Annotated in this window: 20 protein-coding genes and 1 tRNA gene; 8 read left to right on the forward strand and 13 right to left on the reverse strand. The window is 56.2% G+C overall.

The genetic code is table 11. The features are described 5' to 3' along the window. Positions 1-66 precede the first annotated feature (66 nt). The 4 genes from rpsB to ACR0L9_RS07355 all read right to left on the reverse strand — a co-directional run bounded on the left by rpsB (position 67) and on the right by ACR0L9_RS07355 (position 2,920). Positions 67-867, reverse strand: coding sequence for a 30S ribosomal protein S2 (gene rpsB / locus ACR0L9_RS07340; protein WP_170405761.1), 801 nt, complete (start codon positions 865-867; stop codon positions 67-69). A 168-nt stretch (positions 868-1,035) separates the two neighbouring features. Next, positions 1,036-1,890 carry a lyso-ornithine lipid O-acyltransferase gene (gene olsA / locus ACR0L9_RS07345; protein WP_170422440.1) on the reverse strand — a complete coding sequence of 285 codons (855 nt, stop codon included), beginning with the start codon at positions 1,888-1,890 and terminating at the stop codon, positions 1,036-1,038. Beyond that, positions 1,877-2,632 carry an L-ornithine N(alpha)-acyltransferase gene (olsB, locus tag ACR0L9_RS07350; protein ID WP_170421619.1) on the reverse strand — a complete coding sequence of 252 codons (756 nt, stop codon included), beginning with the start codon at positions 2,630-2,632 and terminating at the stop codon, positions 1,877-1,879. The genes olsA and olsB overlap by 14 nt, the downstream gene beginning before the upstream one ends. Positions 2,633-2,737: 105 nt before the next feature. Continuing rightward, the gene (locus ACR0L9_RS07355; RefSeq protein WP_170393080.1) at positions 2,738-2,920 is read right to left on the reverse strand and encodes a DUF3553 domain-containing protein; all 183 of its coding nucleotides are present in this window, start codon (positions 2,918-2,920) and stop codon (positions 2,738-2,740) included. Between the two features lie 42 nt (positions 2,921-2,962). On the opposite strand from ACR0L9_RS07355, the gene ACR0L9_RS07360 reads away from it, so the two are divergent. Further along, positions 2,963-3,559: a histidine phosphotransferase family protein gene (locus ACR0L9_RS07360; protein ID WP_170421616.1), complete on the forward strand. Its 597-nt coding sequence runs from the start codon at positions 2,963-2,965 to the stop codon at positions 3,557-3,559. Here the strand turns inward: ACR0L9_RS07360 and ACR0L9_RS07365 are convergent. The 9 genes from ACR0L9_RS07365 to ACR0L9_RS07405 form a co-directional block, all read right to left on the reverse strand. Next, positions 3,556-4,818, reverse strand: coding sequence for a glutamate-5-semialdehyde dehydrogenase (locus ACR0L9_RS07365; protein WP_480895338.1), 1,263 nt, complete (start codon positions 4,816-4,818; stop codon positions 3,556-3,558). The two genes, ACR0L9_RS07360 and ACR0L9_RS07365, sit on opposite strands and share 4 nt — an antisense overlap. 39 nt (positions 4,819-4,857) lie before the next feature. Then, a complete protein-coding gene (proB, locus tag ACR0L9_RS07370; protein ID WP_170393083.1) occupies positions 4,858-5,964 on the reverse strand; it encodes a glutamate 5-kinase in 1,107 nt (368 codons plus the stop codon). Further along, entirely contained in the window at positions 5,952-6,986 is a 1,035-nt protein-coding gene (obgE, locus tag ACR0L9_RS07375) for a GTPase ObgE (protein WP_170595639.1), read from the reverse strand. The genes proB and obgE overlap by 13 nt, the downstream gene beginning before the upstream one ends. 37 nt (positions 6,987-7,023) lie before the next feature. After that, positions 7,024-7,560, reverse strand: coding sequence for a GNAT family N-acetyltransferase (locus ACR0L9_RS07380; RefSeq protein ID WP_480895339.1), 537 nt, complete (start codon positions 7,558-7,560; stop codon positions 7,024-7,026). Next, a complete protein-coding gene (locus tag ACR0L9_RS07385; RefSeq protein ID WP_170393086.1) occupies positions 7,557-8,165 on the reverse strand; it encodes a LysE family translocator in 609 nt (202 codons plus the stop codon). The genes ACR0L9_RS07380 and ACR0L9_RS07385 overlap by 4 nt, the downstream gene beginning before the upstream one ends. Positions 8,166-8,260: 95 nt before the next feature. After that, a complete protein-coding gene (gene rpmA, locus ACR0L9_RS07390; protein ID WP_010440093.1) occupies positions 8,261-8,530 on the reverse strand; it encodes a 50S ribosomal protein L27 in 270 nt (89 codons plus the stop codon). A gap of 11 nt (positions 8,531-8,541) precedes the next feature. Further along, complete coding sequence (locus ACR0L9_RS07395) at positions 8,542-9,159, reverse strand: 50S ribosomal protein L21 (RefSeq protein WP_170421606.1); 618 nt, start codon at positions 9,157-9,159, stop codon at positions 8,542-8,544. A 210-nt stretch (positions 9,160-9,369) separates the two neighbouring features. Beyond that, positions 9,370-10,176, reverse strand: a complete 807-nt coding sequence (locus ACR0L9_RS07400) for a DUF2059 domain-containing protein (RefSeq protein ID WP_170608870.1) — start codon at positions 10,174-10,176, stop codon at positions 9,370-9,372. Next, on the reverse strand, positions 10,176-11,018 hold the full coding sequence (locus ACR0L9_RS07405; protein WP_170421599.1) for a DUF2059 domain-containing protein: 843 nt from the start codon (positions 11,016-11,018) through the stop codon (positions 10,176-10,178). Before ACR0L9_RS07405 ends, ACR0L9_RS07400 begins: the two co-directional genes overlap by 1 nt. Positions 11,019-11,141: 123 nt before the next feature. Between ACR0L9_RS07405 and ACR0L9_RS07410 the strand changes: the two genes are divergently transcribed. From ACR0L9_RS07410 to ACR0L9_RS07440, 7 genes are all read left to right on the forward strand, one after another. Further along, a tRNA-Ser gene (locus tag ACR0L9_RS07410) sits at positions 11,142-11,231 on the forward strand. 202 nt (positions 11,232-11,433) lie between these two features. Beyond that, the gene (locus tag ACR0L9_RS07415; protein WP_170393102.1) at positions 11,434-11,988 is read left to right on the forward strand and encodes a hypothetical protein; all 555 of its coding nucleotides are present in this window, start codon (positions 11,434-11,436) and stop codon (positions 11,986-11,988) included. A 210-nt stretch (positions 11,989-12,198) separates the two neighbouring features. After that, complete coding sequence (locus tag ACR0L9_RS07420; protein ID WP_480895340.1) at positions 12,199-13,227, forward strand: alcohol dehydrogenase catalytic domain-containing protein; 1,029 nt, start codon at positions 12,199-12,201, stop codon at positions 13,225-13,227. A 42-nt stretch (positions 13,228-13,269) separates the two neighbouring features. Beyond that, positions 13,270-14,145, forward strand: a complete 876-nt coding sequence (locus ACR0L9_RS07425) for a branched-chain amino acid ABC transporter permease (protein WP_480895341.1) — start codon at positions 13,270-13,272, stop codon at positions 14,143-14,145. A 4-nt stretch (positions 14,146-14,149) separates the two neighbouring features. After that, entirely contained in the window at positions 14,150-15,247 is a 1,098-nt protein-coding gene (locus tag ACR0L9_RS07430; RefSeq protein WP_480895342.1) for a branched-chain amino acid ABC transporter permease, read from the forward strand. After that, positions 15,244-16,008, forward strand: a complete 765-nt coding sequence (locus tag ACR0L9_RS07435) for an ABC transporter ATP-binding protein (RefSeq protein ID WP_480895343.1) — start codon at positions 15,244-15,246, stop codon at positions 16,006-16,008. The genes ACR0L9_RS07430 and ACR0L9_RS07435 overlap by 4 nt, the downstream gene beginning before the upstream one ends. Then, positions 16,005-16,778: an ABC transporter ATP-binding protein gene (locus tag ACR0L9_RS07440; RefSeq protein WP_170405694.1), complete on the forward strand. Its 774-nt coding sequence runs from the start codon at positions 16,005-16,007 to the stop codon at positions 16,776-16,778. The genes ACR0L9_RS07435 and ACR0L9_RS07440 overlap by 4 nt, the downstream gene beginning before the upstream one ends. Positions 16,779-16,781: the final 3 nt, after the last annotated feature.

The raw sequence follows: 16,781 nt of genomic DNA on the forward strand, positions 1-16,781 counted from the left end.
TCCTCAATTCAAACGGAATTGGGGCAGGTCTACCCTGCCCCATATGTCATTTACGTGACGGGCAGCTTACGCTTCGGCTTTGACTTCCGGTGCGGCTTCTTCAGCGGGTGCTTCTTCGGCAACCACTTCTTCAACCGGCGCCTCTTCGAACGCACCCAGGTCAACGCCAGCAGCACCCATCTGAGCGGTCATGCCGTCCAGAGCGGCACGTGCGGCCAGATCGCAATACAGAGCGATTGCGCGCGCTGCGTCGTCGTTGCCGGGGATGATGTAGTCAACGCCATCGGGCGAGCAGTTGGTGTCGACAACAGCCACAACCGGGATACCCAGCTTGTTGGCTTCGGCGATAGCCAGTGCTTCTTTCTTGACGTCGATGACGAACAGCAGATCCGGAACGCCACCCATCTCGCGGATACCGCCCAGTGAAGCCTGCAGCTTGGCCTGGTCACGCTCCATGCCCAGACGCTCTTTCTTGGTCAGGCCTTCGGCACCCGATTCCATAGCTTCGTCGATCTGGTTCAGACGGTTGATCGACTGGGAAACGGTTTTCCAGTTGGTCAGCGTGCCGCCCAGCCAGCGGTGGTTCATGTAGTACTGAGCCGACTTTTCAGCGGCATCTGCGATCGGCTGAGCTGCCTGACGCTTGGTGCCTACGAACAGAACGCGGCCACCTTTTGCGACGGTGTCACGAACAGCCTGCAGAGCCTGATCCAGCATCGGAACGGTCTGAGTCAGGTCCATGATGTGGATGCCATTGCGCGAGCCGTAGATGAACGGGCCCATGCGGGGATTCCAACGCTGTGTCTGGTGACCAAAGTGAACGCCAGCTTCCAGCAGCTGACGCATGGTGAACTCGGGAAGAGCCATGCTTTACTTTCCTTTTCCGGTTTACGCCTCGGCGGGGGTGAAAGAAGCGGATGCTCCAACCGGCGGGCCAGATAAGGATGTCTCTCTCAAAAAGCCCAAACCCCGCCTGCGGGTTTGAATGGCGCGCGTATACGGCAGGTTTAGCATCAGTGCAAGGGCCAAATGCCCCTATTTTTCAAGCCGCGCCAGTGAATGCGCATGACGTACCGCGTCTTCGCAATGGGCTGCCAGAGCTTTGCGGTTTTCAAAGTCGCTAACCTTGGCTGGCGCGTGGTAGATCAATTCCACGGTGCCTTGTCGACGTGCCCCCAAAGTCTTAAGCAAATGCGGTCCGAAATCCATGTCGCCCCACCAGCCATAAAACCTATCGGGCTGACCTTGGGGAGCGTGAAAGATGACCGAAACCGGTTGAACATACATGAATTCCCGCAGCTCTTCAGTGAAGAACGCGGCAAAGAGTGTTGTTTTAAAGGGTAAAATTCGCTGTCCGTCGGTCGAAGTGCCTTCTGGAAAGAACAACAGCTTGTGCCCGGCTTTCAGACGTTCCTCGAAAATCCGGGTCTGCTCGCGGGCTTTCTTGCGATCACGTTCGATAAAGACCGTACCCGTCGCGCGTGCCAGCCAGCCGATGCCGGGCCATTTTGCAACTTCGGCTTTCGATACGAAATACACGCGCTTACGGGCATTCAGCGCAAAGATATCCAGCCACGACGTATGGTTTGCAACCACAGCGCCGCGTTCCTGCATGAGCGCGCCAGAGGTGCGAAATCTGATCCCGAGAATTCGAAATGCATTGCGACAAACGAACTGAGAAATGAACGGTGTCACCGGCCGTTGAACGCCATAAAGCGGTCGTTCGATGAGACGTATGGCCAATAAGACGAACAGCCCCCCAAAAACCAAAAGGGCCAGCGGCAGACCGCGAAGTATCACCAGGACCCAACCTAAGAAACCAAGCTCAATTGGATCAGGAGCGTCTTCACTTTGCCACGATGGGTCGCTCACAGGGTTATGCTCCACCATAAATACGCCGCTGACGCTCATTCATGCGGGCTGTGTCAAGGATCAGACACACATCGGTTGTGTTGAAGGCATGATCGATAAATGCCCCCTCGCCCACGAATCCACCGAGGCGAAGGTAGGCCTTGATGAGAGACGGCACTTGAACCATCGCCGCGCGCCGATCCAGCGCGTCGGGTGCCAAAAGGTCCATTGATTGAAATAACTCTGGCTGGGCCCGAACCCGCAAATCCAGCGGGGCAAGGTGGTTGTGATGCAGCATCGACAGCGGCTGCGCCAATTTGCTCACGTCGGTTCCGTGGAAACTCGCGACCCCGAACAAGATCTCAATATCACGCTCAGTGACGTATGCAGCCAGACCATTCCACAGATGAAACATCGCCGTGCCACCACGATAATCCGGATGCACGCACGAGCGTCCAAGCTCCAACAGCTTGCGCCCGCTTTGTTTCAGGACGGTGAGATCGTATTCATCCTCGGAGTAGAATTGCCCCAGTTCGGCAGCTCGCTCACCAGGAAGCAGTCGATAGACGCCGATCACCTCTCCAGATGAATCGTCGATGGCGAGCATATGATCGAAGTATGGATCGAACCGATCCTTCTCGAGCCCCGCCTCATGATCCACCATCTCGCCGCCACCGCCCAATTCCTGAACAAACACGTCATAGCGCAGACGTTGGGCCGCCCGCAGTTCAACCTCGGTATTGGCCAATTTGACAGTGAATGAGGGGCCTTCGTCTGGCATCAAGAAAATTCCATCGATCGCGGTTGCGCGCTGATAACGCGATTGCTCGGCCAAAGGCAACTCGCCCGCGTTTTGCCCGAGTTGTTAACCTTTCCTAAACCAGTTTCACGGATCAAAGACCGGCATCAGGGCTATGCGTGTCCCGTCGATCACCACTTTCCCCTGCTCGCGAAAGTTAACGGTGATCTTGCCTCCGATATTGGACTGCACCTGTCCAACGCCCCAATCGGGGAAATCGGGGTGGCGGACAAACATGCCCGGTGCAAGAATGGCATTCAGATCTGTCATATCGGGCCTCCGGGTCCAAGGCAGATGCAGCAGGAGGTACGCATGGGCGCGTCAGACGTCAACCTGGCCGAATTGATCGGCTCTCGGATTTGTCATGATCTGATCAGCCCCATTGGGGCAATTACCAACGGGCTTGAGCTGTTGGAGATGGTTGGCGCAGTCCAAGGCCCTGAAATGGAGCTGATTTCGGGCAGCGTTGGCAGTGCAGGCGCCCGCATCCGGTTTTTCCGCGTTGCCTTTGGATCAGCAAGCGATCAGCCACTGGGTCGCACCGAAGTGGTCGAGCTTCTTAAAGATGTGGAAAAGGCCGGGCGTCTGCGGATCAGTTGGAACCTGACCGAACCTGTCCCGCGCAATCAGGTTAAACTCGCGTTTCTGGCTGTGATGTGCTGTGAAAATGCGATGCCCTTCGGCGGCGAAGTGGAAATCGAAACTCAGGGCGACGCATGGACGGTGACTGGCGTTGCTGACAAGCTGAACCTCAATACGGGACTGTGGAAAGGGATTGGCTCGGGGCGATTTACCGAAAAACTAAGCCCGGCGCAGGTTCAATTTGCCCTGCTGCCGGACACAGCCTCGACGATGGGGCGCAGGATCACGGTAGAAACGACCGCAACCCGGGTGACACTGCGGTTTTAGTGCCGAGTGGTCCCGTTTCCGCGCACCAGATACTTAAAACTGGTCAACTGAGCGGCACCGACAGGACCGCGCGCGTGCATCTTGCCGGTGGCGATACCAATCTCAGCACCCATGCCAAACTCACCGCCATCCGCGAATTGGGTCGAGGCGTTATGCATCAGGATAGCGCTGTCGAGCCGTTCGAAGAAGTGCTCGGCGGCCGCGGAATCCTCGGTCATGATGCAATCGGTGTGGCTTGAGCCAAACTGCCGGATATGCGCAATCGCGGCGTCGATATCTGCTACGGTCCGTGCAGCGATGATACTATCTAGGTACTCTTTGCCCCAGTCATCATCCGACGCAGGAATGGTGTTTTCATTGGCCAAAACGCCTTCGGCATGCACTTCAACACCCGCAGCTTGAAGAGCAGCGATTAGATCACGGCCCAGTATTTCTGCAACGTCTTGATGGATCAGCAAGCATTCTGCCGCGCCACAGATACCGGTGCGCCGGGTTTTGGCGTTCAACACAACATCCAGCGTCTTCTGGGGATCGGCGGCTTTATCAACATAAATATGAACGATGCCTTCGAGATGCGCAAAGACGGGCACGCGCGCCTCGCGTTGCACAAGACCCACCAATCCTTTGCCACCTCGGGGAACGATGACGTCGACATAATCAGTCATGGTCAAAAGCTCTTGCACCGCAGCCCGGTCGCGAGTCGGCACCAGTTGAATGGCGTCTTCGGGCAAGCTAGCAGCTGCTAGCCCCTCAACCAGACAGGCGTGGATCGCGGTTGACGAATGAAAGCTCTCAGACCCGCCTCGCAAGATCACGGCGTTCCCGGATTTCAGGCACAATGCACCCGCATCCGCCGTCACGTTGGGACGGCTTTCGTAGATCACGCCGATCACACCCAATGGCGTGCGCACACGCTGAATGTTGAGGCCCGAGGCCATGTCCCATTCGGCCAACACCTCACCCACAGGATCGGTCTGATCGGCAACGGTGCGCAGCCCGTCAACCATGCCCTGAACGCGTGCTTCATCCAGCATCAGGCGGTCCATCATCGCGGGGCTCAAACCCTTTTCTCGCCCGAACTCCAAATCCTTCTTGTTCGCTTCGATAATGTCGGCACGTTTGTGCCAAACGGAGTCTGCGGCTGCGATCAGCGCGGCGTGCTTGCGTTCGGCGGTGGCAAAGGCAAGCTCTTGCGAGGCTGCTTTGGCGCGCGCACCAAGGTCGGCCATCATTGCGGGAATGTTGTCGAAATCCTTCATCTCAAGCGCCTTTCGGTCTCAGTTTATCAAATCACGCCCTTACAGCGCCAGATCGTCCCGGTGGATCAGGGCCGCGCGGCCTGGATAGCCTAGCGTCGCCTCGATTTCAGACGATTTACGTCCTTTGATCGCATCCGCCTCTTGCGCGGTATAGCGACTTAGCCCCTGTGCCAGCCTCCGCGCCTGCGCATCCAGAACAGCGACGGGATCGCCGCGACCAAAATCACCCGTGACCTCGACAATGCCAGCGGGTAACAGGCTTTTGCCATTGGAAAGCGCCCTTGCCGCGCCGTCATCGATCACGATCTCTCCGCGCGGTTTCATCGCCGAAATCCAGCGTTTCCGGGCTGCATGCGGATCGAGCGTGGCCGTGAACCAAGTGCAGCTCGCTCCATTTTCAAGCGTTTTCAGCGGGTTCAGGGGTGATCCTTCAGTTATCGCCATATCGCAGCCAGCTGCGGTTGCCATCTTGGCAGCCAACAGCTTGGTCTTCATGCCGCCCTTTGACAGCCCCGATCCCGCGTCACCTGCCATGGCCTCGATCTCGGGCGTGATCTGTTTGATCACGTCATACCGGGTGGCTGTCGTGTCCTCGTTGGGATTGCCCGAATAGAACCCGTCGACATCTGAAAGCAGGATCAACTGATCCGCGCCGATGGTCACGGCGATTTGCGCTGCCAGCCGGTCATTGTCGCCATACCGGATCTCATCCGTGGCGACTGTATCGTTTTCGTTGACAATCGGAACAACACCCAGGCTCAGCAGCGTTTCCAGCGTTGCACGGGAATTCAGATAACGCCGCCGATCCGCGCTGTCTTCCAACGTGACCAACACCTGAGCGGTTTTGATCTCATGCGGCGTCAACGCTTCTTCATACGCACGGGCAAGCCGGATTTGTCCAACCGCTGCAGCGGCCTGTGACTGTTCCAGCGGCAGATTCTGCATCGGCAGACCAAGTACACCTCGACCCAACGCGATTGACCCGGACGAGACCAGAACAACATCTGTCCCCTGCCCTTTCAGCCAAGCCACGTCCTGCGCCAGCGATTTCAGCCAATCCGACCTGAGCAATCCCGTATCCCGATCGACCAACAAGGCCGATCCGATCTTGACCACCAGGCGGCGGGCATGGGTCAGGGTTGCCAAGGCGTGGCCTCCTCGGCGGGTTTCTGGCGCAGGCGGTTTTCATCGATCTGAGCCCGCAAGGACCGCAGCACCTCGGTCACGCCCAAATGCGCAACGCCTGACATGGTCATGACCGGGCCGCGAACGGCATCTTCCAGTTCGGCCTTGATCAGTTCGCGTTCCTCATCGTCCAGAGCGTCGATCTTGTTCAATACGGTGATACGCGGCTTATCCGCCAGCTCTCCGCCATAGGCCTCAAGCTCGGTGATGATTGTGCGATAGTCTTCGACCACAGTTTCCGAGGTGCCGTCGACCAGATGCAACAGTACCGCGCAGCGTTCTACGTGGCCAAGAAACCGGTCACCGATTCCACGCCCCTCATGCGCGCCTTCGATCAGACCTGGAATGTCGGCAACGACGAACTCCACGTTATCGACACCGACAACGCCCAGATTGGGGTGCAGCGTAGTAAAGGGATAGTCGGCGATTTTGGGCCGTGCATTGGATGTGGCAGCCAAGAAAGTTGATTTCCCGGCGTTGGGCATGCCCAAAAGACCCACATCCGCAATCAGCTTCAGCCGCAGCCAGATGGTGCGGTCGATCCCCGCCTGCCCCGGATTGGCGCGGCGCGGGGCCTGATTGGTCGCGGATTTGAAATGCAGGTTGCCAAAGCCGCCGTTGCCGCCTTTTGCCAGCAAAAACCTTTGACCAACCTCGGTCAGGTCACAAATCACGGTCTCTTCGTCTTCGTCCAGAATCTCGGTTCCGACGGGAACGCGCAGGATGATGTCGTCACCATCCTTACCTGTACGCTGCTGACCGCGACCGGGTTGGCCGTTCTTGGCGAAAAAATGCTGTTGATAGCGAAAGTCGATCAGGGTGTTCAGCCCGTCTACTACCTCCGCCCAAACAGACCCACCCTTACCGCCGTCCCCGCCATCGGGTCCGCCGTATTCGATGTACTTTTCACGTCTAAAGCTGACGCAGCCGCCACCTCCGGCCCCGGACCGGATGTAGACCTTTGCAAGATCGAGAAATTTCATAGCTGTCCCCTACTGCAAAGGCCCCATCGGCCACAAGTCAGAGTTTCTTTGTATAGGTCCAGGTGGGCACATTCGCATCGCGCGCCACCGAATAGGTTTCCGCATCGCCAAGATACTGGAACCCGCAATGGGTCAGAACCCGGGCCGAGGCCGGGTTGTCCTGGAACACGCTGGCGAACATGGTCGCGTTTTCCAGCGGATTGGCGTTGACCAGCTTTTCAACGGCCAGCGATGCAATGCCGGTGTTCCAATACACCGGGGCGACCCAATAGCCGACCTCGGACTGGTTGCGATCCAGCCGGGTCAATGAAATCAGTCCGATCAGCTCCGGGCCACCATCCTTTGTGGCATCCATTGCCCAGACATCCTCGTCCCGGTCTTCGGCCATCGCGCGCATCACAAACGCCTCAATCGAGCCGGGCGGCAATGGATGCGGGATCGATGTCGTCATGCGCGCCACACGCTCATCGCCTGCATAGTGCTCAATGAGACCCAAATCCGACCGACGCAGAGGGCGAAGGTCGAACCGCTCGGTTTCAATGACCGGCTGATTTATTATTGCCTCAATTTTCATGAGTGCGTTCCTCCTCCGAACAACACAAAAAGTACGGACGCAACTGTCAAACTGGCTAACGTCCACATCAGATATTTTTCCGCAGGCCGACCTTCAACCGCATGGGCGATCCGATCTCCTGCAAATGTCCAGATCGGGTGCAATACGATCTGGCAGATTAACAAACAGAGAGCGATCGTGAGGGTCGCCTCAAAACTGGGTGTTCCAGTTGCCACAAACCCGGTGAAACCTGCGATAATCATTGCCCAAGCCTTAGGGTTAAGCGGATGCACTATTAACCCCGCCAGAAAACCGGGCACTTGCTTATCCGATTGACCTCGGGAAAGCCGCAGATTGGCAATTTTCCACGCAAGCCAGCAAATATATGCAGCAGAAGCATATTTGAGTGCCTCGAACACCAACGGCGCCTGATCGGCAACTTGCATCAGGCCAAAACCAACCGGCCAGATGATCAGCTGTTTGCCCAGAATGACCCCGCCCACAAAGGGTAGAGCCGACCGAAAGCCATAACGCGCACCTGTTCCCAACAGGACCATATTGGCCGGTCCCGGCGTGCCGACCTGCGAAGCGGCAAAAATCAGGAAACTGGTGGTTGCGACTGTCATTGGTTCTTGTGATCACGACTGCGTTAAAACGAAAAAGGGACCGGCACTTTGTGCCGGTCCCCCATGAATTTTTCTTAAACCTTCTGGGTTTCGGCTTACTCTGCGGCCTCCGCCACTGGCAGGACCGAAATAAAGGTGCGGTTTTTAAGTCCCTTATGGAACTTCACGGCGCCATCGACAGTTGCAAAGATGGTATGGTCTTTGCCCATGCCTACGCCTTCGCCCGGCCAGAACTTGGTGCCGCGCTGACGCACGATGATGTTGCCTGCGATGGCGGCCTGGCCACCATACAGTTTCACGCCAAGGCGACGACCAGCTGAGTCGCGACCGTTACGGGAGGAACCGCCAGCTTTCTTATGTGCCATTCTCTCTCTCCTTAGCCCTGAGCCAGCTCTTTGGCTTGCTCAACCCATTCGGGTTTCACTTTGATGGTGTCGATAGCAGCAATCTGCTCGTCCGACAAGGCGGCCAGAGCGGCAAAGCTTTCGATACCGGCTTCAACCAGCTTTTTGGCAGCGGCAGGGCCGACACCATTAAGAGCAGTCAGATCGTCAGCGGCAGCAGCTGCGGCGGGTGCCTCTGCTTTGGCTTCAGCTTTCTTGGCAGGCTTTTTTGCCACCGGAGCAGCTTCGCCAGCCGGTGCCGAACCGGTTGCAGCTTTGATGCCCGACTTGTCAGCGCCTGACGACAGGATGTCGGTGATTTTGACCAGAGTCAGTTTCTGACGGTGACCAACGGTACGCTTCGAGCTGTGCTTACGACGGCGCTTGACGAACTTGATGACCTTGTCACCTTTGATCTGTTCGATCACTTCGGCCTGTACGCCTGCGCCTTCAACGAAAGGTGCACCAACAACCGGTGCGTCGCCGCCCAGCATCAGAACATCGTTGAATTGAACTTTTTCACCTGCGTCGGCAGCCAGCTTTTCAACACGGAGCACATCGCCCGCCTGAACCTTGTACTGCTTGCCGCCAGTCTTGAGGACCGCAAACATGCGTCTTTCCTTTGTCTAACCGCGTTCTGTGGTCCCCGATTGGGTGTTTCCGGCTTTCGCCACCTCGAACAGCGCGCCCTTTTCGGGCTGTGTGAATGACCTTTGGCACATGCCATCAGGTCAAAGAATAACGATACCCGGCGCGGAAAGCCGGCCGGGATGCGCGCTTATCGAAGCATTCATGAAGAAAGTCAACCAAAAATCTGCGGCTCAGAGATCCGACGCTTTCATGGCTTGCGCGACGGTTTGACCAAGCTGGTAAGAGATGCCGTTTAGCATTTCATCAAAACCCATGAACAAAGCGGAATTCAAGGCCCGACCCGCATCGGTGCGGGAAAAGGCGATGTTCTCTCGCATCTGAGACTCGTTCAACGGCTGATAGGCCAATAAAAGGAACGAGTACATCCATTCAGTTGTCTCTGCCCTGGTGTTCTCATGCTGAGATAGCAGTTCCTGCAACACGGATGCATCGTCGAACAGGGCACTTTGCCCAGAGGCAAGTCCTTGGTAAAAACTATAATCAGCGCTGATGGTGCCTTGCACATTTTTCTCGATCAGGTCGTTGACCTGCACATATTCATCTACAAGACGAAAAAACATGCCCTCGCGATCAGCCTGTTCGTAAGCGCTGCGTGCCATCTCTTCGATCGCGTCATCTGCAATGGCCCGGCGCGCCGAATTTTCCAGAGAAACGATGCTTTGCCCCAGTTCGCTTTCAAAAAAGATCGAAGCTTGTTCTAGCTGCGCATCGGACATCATCTCGCCAACAGACAGCGAAAGTTGCTGGTGCATCGTAGTCGGATCGTACAGATCCTCAACTTGCGCCAAAAAATAGGCTCCTCCTGAGCTGCCCAGCATCGACTCGTTGATTGCATGCCCTTGCGCCACGCCTTCTTCACTAAGAATTTTCATAAAATCCAAAATATGCATCGCCTGCATCAGTCTTTCAGCACGCTCACTTGCGGCCAGAGGCAGCGCCCAGATCGTCAAACAGAGTGCCGTAGCTAATACTCGCATCAGATATCCTGCGCCGGGCGCAATTCGGCCATGCGGGCGGCTAATACTTCAAACCGCATCGCCATGATTTCATATTGGATCGCATTCAACAGCTCATAGACCTCCTGCATCAGAGGCTGTTCCAGAGCGTCAACATAGGCGTCGACATCCTCATCCGAGAAATCCTGGTAGGTGTAAGCCGCCCCTGCCAAAGCTGACAGTTGCAGAGATCGACGCAACTCACCTTCATTGCGTTGGATCATCGCGCGCAGTTCATCTCCGCTCAGTTGCATGTCGATAATGCCAGAGGCACTTGCGGCCAGTAAAAACCGCACCTGAATCTCTTGCAGCGCGCGCAGCGAGGTTCCGCTGGCGTCCACCGCACGGTTCATGCGCTTCAGGCTTTCAACGCGCGATGAGCCTTCTTTTATCAACTTCGAGACGATTTCCTGCCCGGCCAGTTGTTTGGCATCATCATCGTCATCCATATGAGCGGCGTTTTCAGCAACGACCAGTCTTTGCCCCAACTCCGAGGCATAAAACGAGACCGCGTGGACCAGCGCCTCTTCGCTAAGCGTCTGTTCAAGGATAGAGACGGCCGTTTCGTGCATCAAAGCGGTATCAAACACCTCTTCGGTCAGACGCGCCCAATCCGATCCGAAGCCGTCAGGGTCGATACCCAGCATCTGCGGGGCCGAAGCAGAGGCCTGCGCTATGCTTTCCAAGGCAACGTCAAACCCTGTCGTGGTCAGAAACGCCTCAATCTGATCCTGACTAGCGGCCTGAGATGGCGAGGCCATGACACCAAGTGAGAAAATTGGAAGGATGAGGCTGATTGCGAACTGGCGTATAAAGTAAGTCATACATATCAGCCTAGGTGTTTTCTTACCTCTGGCAATGGAAAATCCCACTATCGTCAAAATCCGGAACTTTCTGCTTGCACCCCTGCCCGTTCACCACTAAATCCCCCCCTCACAGACCCCCGCGGAGAGGTGCCGGAGTGGTCGAACGGGGCGGTCTCGAAAACCGTTGTGGGTGCAAGCCCACCCAGGGTTCGAATCCCTGTCTCTCCGCCATAAATCAATTCATCCTTCAAGGCTGTTTCTTTGCTTGCGTTGCGATTCCTGCAATGGATGGCATGATGTTGCCACTGCCTGCAGCGTCAATCAGCGCAGTGTGGCTCAAACCCGCAATATGCTGCAAAATCACGTGTTTTCCCCTTTGCTTTAACGTACCTTAACCCCATCTGAGCGACACATCATTTGAAGGAGACATCCAATGTCGCGTCTTTTACTTATCGTAGCCATCGCCGTTATCGGCGGAGGCGCTTACTATTTCGCCACAAAACCTGAACCAACCCCTGCCGAGCAGTTGCAATCGGCGGCTGAAGATGCCTCAGAGGCGGTTGGTGAAGCAGCCTCGGCAATACAAGAGGGCGCTGCTGATGCCGTTGAGGCGGCGACTGAACAAGCATCCGAGGCTGCGTCCTCGATTGCGGATCAGGCCTCGGAAGCTGCATCTTCGGTATCGGAACAGGCCAGCGACGCTGCTACATCTTTGACCGAGCAGGCCAATGATGCAGCCTCAGCAGCTGGCGATCAGGTCGCAGCGCTTGCCGGTCAGGGGCAGGAACTGTTCAACTCGTGGGTTCAGGACGGCATGCTGACCGCGCAGAATTTCGACTATGACGCAATTGTCACGTCGGTTCAGGAAAGCGCCTTGTCTCAGGACATCAAAACGCAGGTTATGAAGATCCTCGACGAGATCAAAGCGTCGCCTGAGCTGGTTGTCGCGAAGATACAGGATCTACGCAATCTGATGACGCAGCAGTGATCAATTCCAGAACCAGCCCCAAGAGGGCTGGTTCACCCGGTCGGGATGCGACTTAATTTGCGTCACATTACGGCATTACCCAATTGACATAGCTCACCGTGTTTGATTGCTTTCTTGAGATTGCTTTGAAAAAATAAAACCTTTTGTCAGTGTGTTACATTGTGACGATGAAGGCCTTGTGCCGAACTTGCATCAAAGAAGGATCGAACGATGACCACCCTGCCCGACACCATGTTTGCCGTTGTTCAGACGCAGGACGGATATTCCGGCACAGCCACGGGGCCAACGCTGGAGAATGCCTCGGACTGGTTAGCGGAGGCTGAAATGCCTGTACCTGTCCCAAAGGCGGGACAAGTGTTGATCAAAGTGCGCACTGCCTCGGTGAATCCTTCAGATATCCATTTCATCAAAGGCGAATACGGTCAGCCGCGGGTCACAGGCGCCGCAGCAGGGTTCGAGGGGTGCGGAGATGTTGTTGCCACCGGTACCGGGGCTGCCGCCCTGCTGGATCAGCGCGTGGCCTTTGTGGCAGCAGGCTCTGGTGCCTGGGCCGAGTATGTTGTGGCGCAGGCCCAGATGTGTATCCCCTTGCGCCCCGAAATCTCGGATGAAGACGGGGCGGCGCAGATCGTAAACCCGCTAACCGCAATGGCGATGGTGGATATCGCACGGGCTGAGGGCGAGGCTTTTGTAGTCTCTGCCGCCACCAGCCAGCTTGGTAAGTTGATGTGCAGCCTTGGACGGGATCTTGGGTTGAAACCGATCGCTCTGGTGCGGCGCGCCGAAACGGTCGAGATGTTAAAAGGCCTGGGTGCGGCAGAGGTGGTCGTGACCAGCGATACGGATGCGCCGACGCGGTTTGCCACGATCAGTGCAGATCTGAAACCTCGTGTTTTTCTCGACGCGGTTGCCGACCAACTGTCAGAGCAGGTGTTCTGCGCGATGCCCAATGGCGCGCGGTGGGTTTGCTATGGGAAACTCAGTACGGAAATGCCGAAGTTGACTCAGATGGGCCAGTTGATCTTCATGAGCAAACGGATCGAGGGTTTCTGGCTGACCCGCTGGATGATGGACACACCCCCGGCTGATCAAATGCGAGTTGTCAGCGAAGTGCAGGCGCGATTTGCAGATGGGCGCTGGCGCACAGATGTTTCCGCACGGCTTTCGCTACGAGAAGTGCTGCCAAATCTGGCGGATGCTCTGAAAAAGAGTGACGGGAAGGTGATAATCACTCCATAGTAGAACAAAGCGCCGGACTTAACCGGCTTAGGGAGGGTGAGATTGGATAACGCACAGCTGCTGATTAGCGGGCTGGCGAATGGTTGTGTCTACGGCCTGATCGCCCTTGGCTTTGTACTGATTTACAAAGCCACCGAGGCAGTGAATTTTGCGCAGGGCGATTTCATGATGCTGGGTGCGTTTGTCACCATTGGCCTTACGAATACGGAATATATGGGGCTGCCCTTCTGGCTGGCGCTACCGATTTCACTGGGGATTATGGGCGCACTTGGGTATCTGATCGATCGGCTGATCATCCGCCGCGTCTTTGGCGAAAGTCAGACTGCCGTGGTGATCCTAACCATCGCCTTGGGCTTTGTGATCAGGTTTGCAGCTGGTCTGATCTGGGGGCACGAGCCGCAAACGCTGCAGAACCCATTGGCTGGTAAGGAAATCCGGTTCGGTGGTCTTGTGCTGGGGATGGAGGACGTGGCCGTGATTGTTGTCACCATACTACTGACCTGGGGTCTTTTTGTGTTCTTCAGCAAGACCAAGCTGGGGCTTGCCATGCAAGGTGCGTCTCAAAACCAGTTGGCGGCATATTACATGGGGATCCCGGTCAAGCGGGTTCAGGGCTTAATCTGGGCATTGGCCGGAGTTGTCGCTGGGATTGCCGGAATTTTGTTCGCGGCCAAAGGCTCGGTCGATCCCACAACTGGGCTTCTGGGAATCAAGGCATTTGCAGCAGCTGTGATCGGCGGGTTTGGCAGCCTGCCCGGCGCTTTGGCCGGCGGGCTAATCGTCGGCGCAATCGAGCCCTTCGCTAGCCGCTATATCGCAGCCGGGTACAGTCAGATCGCGCCTTATGCGCTGTTGCTGGCAGTTCTGATCTTTCGACCGCATGGGCTGTTCAGCCAGGTGCGGGTCAAGAAGGTCTGATCGCATGCGGATTGTTTTCAAAACAAACTATATGCAGGACATTCGCCCTTGGAAGGATGGCTATCAGCTTAGCCTCTATCTGATCCTGTTGGCGGTCGTAACCGCTGCGCCGTGGTGGTTGGATGACTTTTATCTTGGCGAACTGACTAATGTTCTGATCTGGGCCATCGCGGGTTTGGGCTTGATGATCCTAACCGGCCATACCGGGCAGGCCAGCCTTGGCCATGCCGCCTTTCTGGCCGTTGGGTGCTATGCCAATGTCATCCTGATTGAGGCTGGGGTGCCCTTTCTGCTGGCGTTCCCGTTGGCGGGCCTGTTGACCGGCATCGTCGGAGCAACCGTCGCTATTCCTGCCCTGCGCCTGCATGGCATCTATCTTGCGATCTTCACCCTGGCTCTGTCTGTGCTCATGGACGACATCATCGTTCTGGCCGAACCCGTCACCGGAGGTGTCGCGGGTAAATATCTGGGTGGTGTCGAAATCTTCGGATATCTGCTCGATCGTTGGGCGACCCCGGCCCCGTTCTTCTGGCTGGTGCTGGCCGTCGCCGTTGTCGTGACACTGGGCTATATCAACTTATTGCGCGCGCCCTTGGGCCGCAGCTTCATCGCCGTACGAGACTCTGAGGTCTCAGCGCAGGCGATGGGTGTGGATATCGCGCGCACCAAGACGATCTCTTTCGCCCTCTCCTGCGCGGTCACCGGACTAGCAGGCGCATTGATGGGTATGTTCTCTGGGGCGTTCAATAACGAGACCTTCAGTGTCGTAATTTCCATCCAATTGCTAATGATGATCGTTATCGGAGGTCTGGGTTCGATCCATGGCGCGTTTTTGGGCGCAATCGTGATCGGTTTCCTGCCGCAGTTTTTGTCGATTTCAAAGGAATACGCAGCAGCCCTGTTTGGTGGCAATACGGTCGCCATTCCGGGGCTCGAATTCGGCATCTTTGGCATGATCCTGATCGCCTTCATCCTGTTCGAACCGATGGGTCTGTATGGTCGATGGCTAAAAATCCGGACGTGGTTCGAACTGTTCCCCTTCTACCGCAAGGACATGTTCAAACGACAAAAGTCCTATCTCAAGACGGAGCGTCTGAGATGAGCTTGCTGGAGTTTGAAAACGTTACCCTGAAATTCGGCGGTCTGACTGCTGTGGATGATCTGTCCTTCAACGTGCAAGAAGGTGAGGTGTTCGCCATCGTCGGTCCCAACGGCGCCGGCAAATCAACGGTCTTCAACCTGATTTCGCGCTTCCATGATCCTTATGCAGGGGCGATCCACTTTGACGGGCATGATCTGCTGCGTATCAAGCCCTCGGGTGTCGCGGCCTATGGCGTCGCGCGGACATTCCAGAACATTGAACTGTTCGAACATGCGACCGTTTTGCAGAACCTTCTGGTCGGGCGCCACCGGCACCGCAAAACCAATCTGATCTCGGAAATTCTGTTCTCGCCCTCAGCTCGCAGGCAGGAGATCGAGAACCGAGAAAAGGTTGAAGAGATCATCGATTTCCTCGACCTCCAGGCCTTTCGTGACAAGATGATCTCGGGCCTCCCCTATGGCGTGCGTAAGGTGGTCGAAGTCGCCCGAGCGTTGGCCACCGATCCAAAACTCCTGCTGTTGGATGAACCCGCCTCGGGCCTATCGGTGGAAGAGACCACAGATATGCGTTGGTGGATCGATGACATCCGGCGTCAGATGGGCATTACCGTGCTTATGGTAGAGCACGATATGGGTCTGGTCTCGGGCGTGTCCGACCGGGTTCTTGCCATGGCCGACGGAGCGAAGCTTGCCCTTGGAACCCCAACCGAAGTTCAATCTCATCCTGCTGTGGTAGAGGCCTATTTGGGCAAAGCTTCATGAACCAACCGATCCTTAGCATTCGCAATGTTGAAAGTTTTTATGGCCCGATCATGGCCATTCGTGGCGTGTCATTGGACGTGCATCGAGGGCAGGTCGTTTCAATCCTGGGCGCAAATGGCGCGGGCAAGACAACGCTGATGAAAACAATCTCAGGCGTGATGGATCCCGAAAAAGGTTCAATCACATTTGACGGTCAGCAAATACAGGGATCGGAACCTCACAAGGTCGTGCAAAAAGGCATCGTCCATGTGCCCGAGGGACGCGAGGTCTTTCCACTTTTGACCGTCGACGAGAACCTGAACCTTGGGGCTTATACCCTTTCGGATAAAGGACAGATCGATCATGACCGCGATCTGGTGTTTTCCTACTTTCCTGTGTTGAAAGACCGCCGCAATCAAGAGGCTGGCACTCTGTCCGGCGGGCAACAGCAGATGCTGGCGATTGGGCGCGGCCTGATGGCTAACCCGCGTATCATGCTGTTGGATGAGCCTTCGCTGGGCCTATCGCCGCTGCTGGTGCAAGAGATTTTTGGCATTCTCAAACGCCTGAATGACGAACAGAGCATGACAATGATGCTGGTCGAGCAGAACGCTAATGCAGCACTGGAACTCGCCCATCATGGCTATGTAATGGAGATCGGACGGATCGTTATGGATGGTGCGGCTGAAACCTTGCTGCAATCCGAGGACATTCAGAACTTCTATCTGGGCGTTCAGGAAGAAGGCGCGCGAGAAAACCGTCGCTGGAAACGCAAAAAGACGTGGAGGTGAGCT

It is taken from the genome of Ruegeria sp. I3, from assembly GCF_056532525.1.

Bases quoted from the DNA above. Each gene is read 5' to 3' on its own strand.
- rpsB (WP_170405761.1), bottom strand. From the start codon at position 867: ATGGCTCTTCCCGAGTTCACCATGCGTCAGCTGCTGGAAGCTGGCGTT.
- olsA (WP_170422440.1), bottom strand. From the start codon at position 1,890: ATGGTGGAGCATAACCCTGTGAGCGACCCATCGTGGCAAAGTGAAGAC.
- olsB (WP_170421619.1), bottom strand. From the start codon at position 2,632: ATGCCAGACGAAGGCCCCTCATTCACTGTCAAATTGGCCAATACCGAG.
- ACR0L9_RS07355 (WP_170393080.1), bottom strand. From the start codon at position 2,920: ATGACAGATCTGAATGCCATTCTTGCACCGGGCATGTTTGTCCGCCAC.
- ACR0L9_RS07360 (WP_170421616.1), top strand. From the start codon at position 2,963: ATGGGCGCGTCAGACGTCAACCTGGCCGAATTGATCGGCTCTCGGATT.
- ACR0L9_RS07365 (WP_480895338.1), bottom strand. From the start codon at position 4,818: ATGAAGGATTTCGACAACATTCCCGCAATGATGGCCGACCTTGGTGCG.
- obgE (WP_170595639.1), bottom strand. From the start codon at position 6,986: ATGAAATTTCTCGATCTTGCAAAGGTCTACATCCGGTCCGGGGCCGGA.
- ACR0L9_RS07380 (WP_480895339.1), bottom strand. From the start codon at position 7,560: ATGAAAATTGAGGCAATAATAAATCAGCCGGTCATTGAAACCGAGCGG.
- ACR0L9_RS07385 (WP_170393086.1), bottom strand. From the start codon at position 8,165: ATGACAGTCGCAACCACCAGTTTCCTGATTTTTGCCGCTTCGCAGGTC.
- rpmA (WP_010440093.1), bottom strand. From the start codon at position 8,530: ATGGCACATAAGAAAGCTGGCGGTTCCTCCCGTAACGGTCGCGACTCA.
- ACR0L9_RS07395 (WP_170421606.1), bottom strand. From the start codon at position 9,159: ATGTTTGCGGTCCTCAAGACTGGCGGCAAGCAGTACAAGGTTCAGGCG.
- ACR0L9_RS07400 (WP_170608870.1), bottom strand. From the start codon at position 10,176: ATGCGAGTATTAGCTACGGCACTCTGTTTGACGATCTGGGCGCTGCCT.
- ACR0L9_RS07405 (WP_170421599.1), bottom strand. From the start codon at position 11,018: ATGACTTACTTTATACGCCAGTTCGCAATCAGCCTCATCCTTCCAATT.
- ACR0L9_RS07415 (WP_170393102.1), top strand. From the start codon at position 11,434: ATGTCGCGTCTTTTACTTATCGTAGCCATCGCCGTTATCGGCGGAGGC.
- ACR0L9_RS07420 (WP_480895340.1), top strand. From the start codon at position 12,199: ATGACCACCCTGCCCGACACCATGTTTGCCGTTGTTCAGACGCAGGAC.
- ACR0L9_RS07430 (WP_480895342.1), top strand. From the start codon at position 14,150: ATGCGGATTGTTTTCAAAACAAACTATATGCAGGACATTCGCCCTTGG.
- ACR0L9_RS07435 (WP_480895343.1), top strand. From the start codon at position 15,244: ATGAGCTTGCTGGAGTTTGAAAACGTTACCCTGAAATTCGGCGGTCTG.
- ACR0L9_RS07440 (WP_170405694.1), top strand. From the start codon at position 16,005: ATGAACCAACCGATCCTTAGCATTCGCAATGTTGAAAGTTTTTATGGC.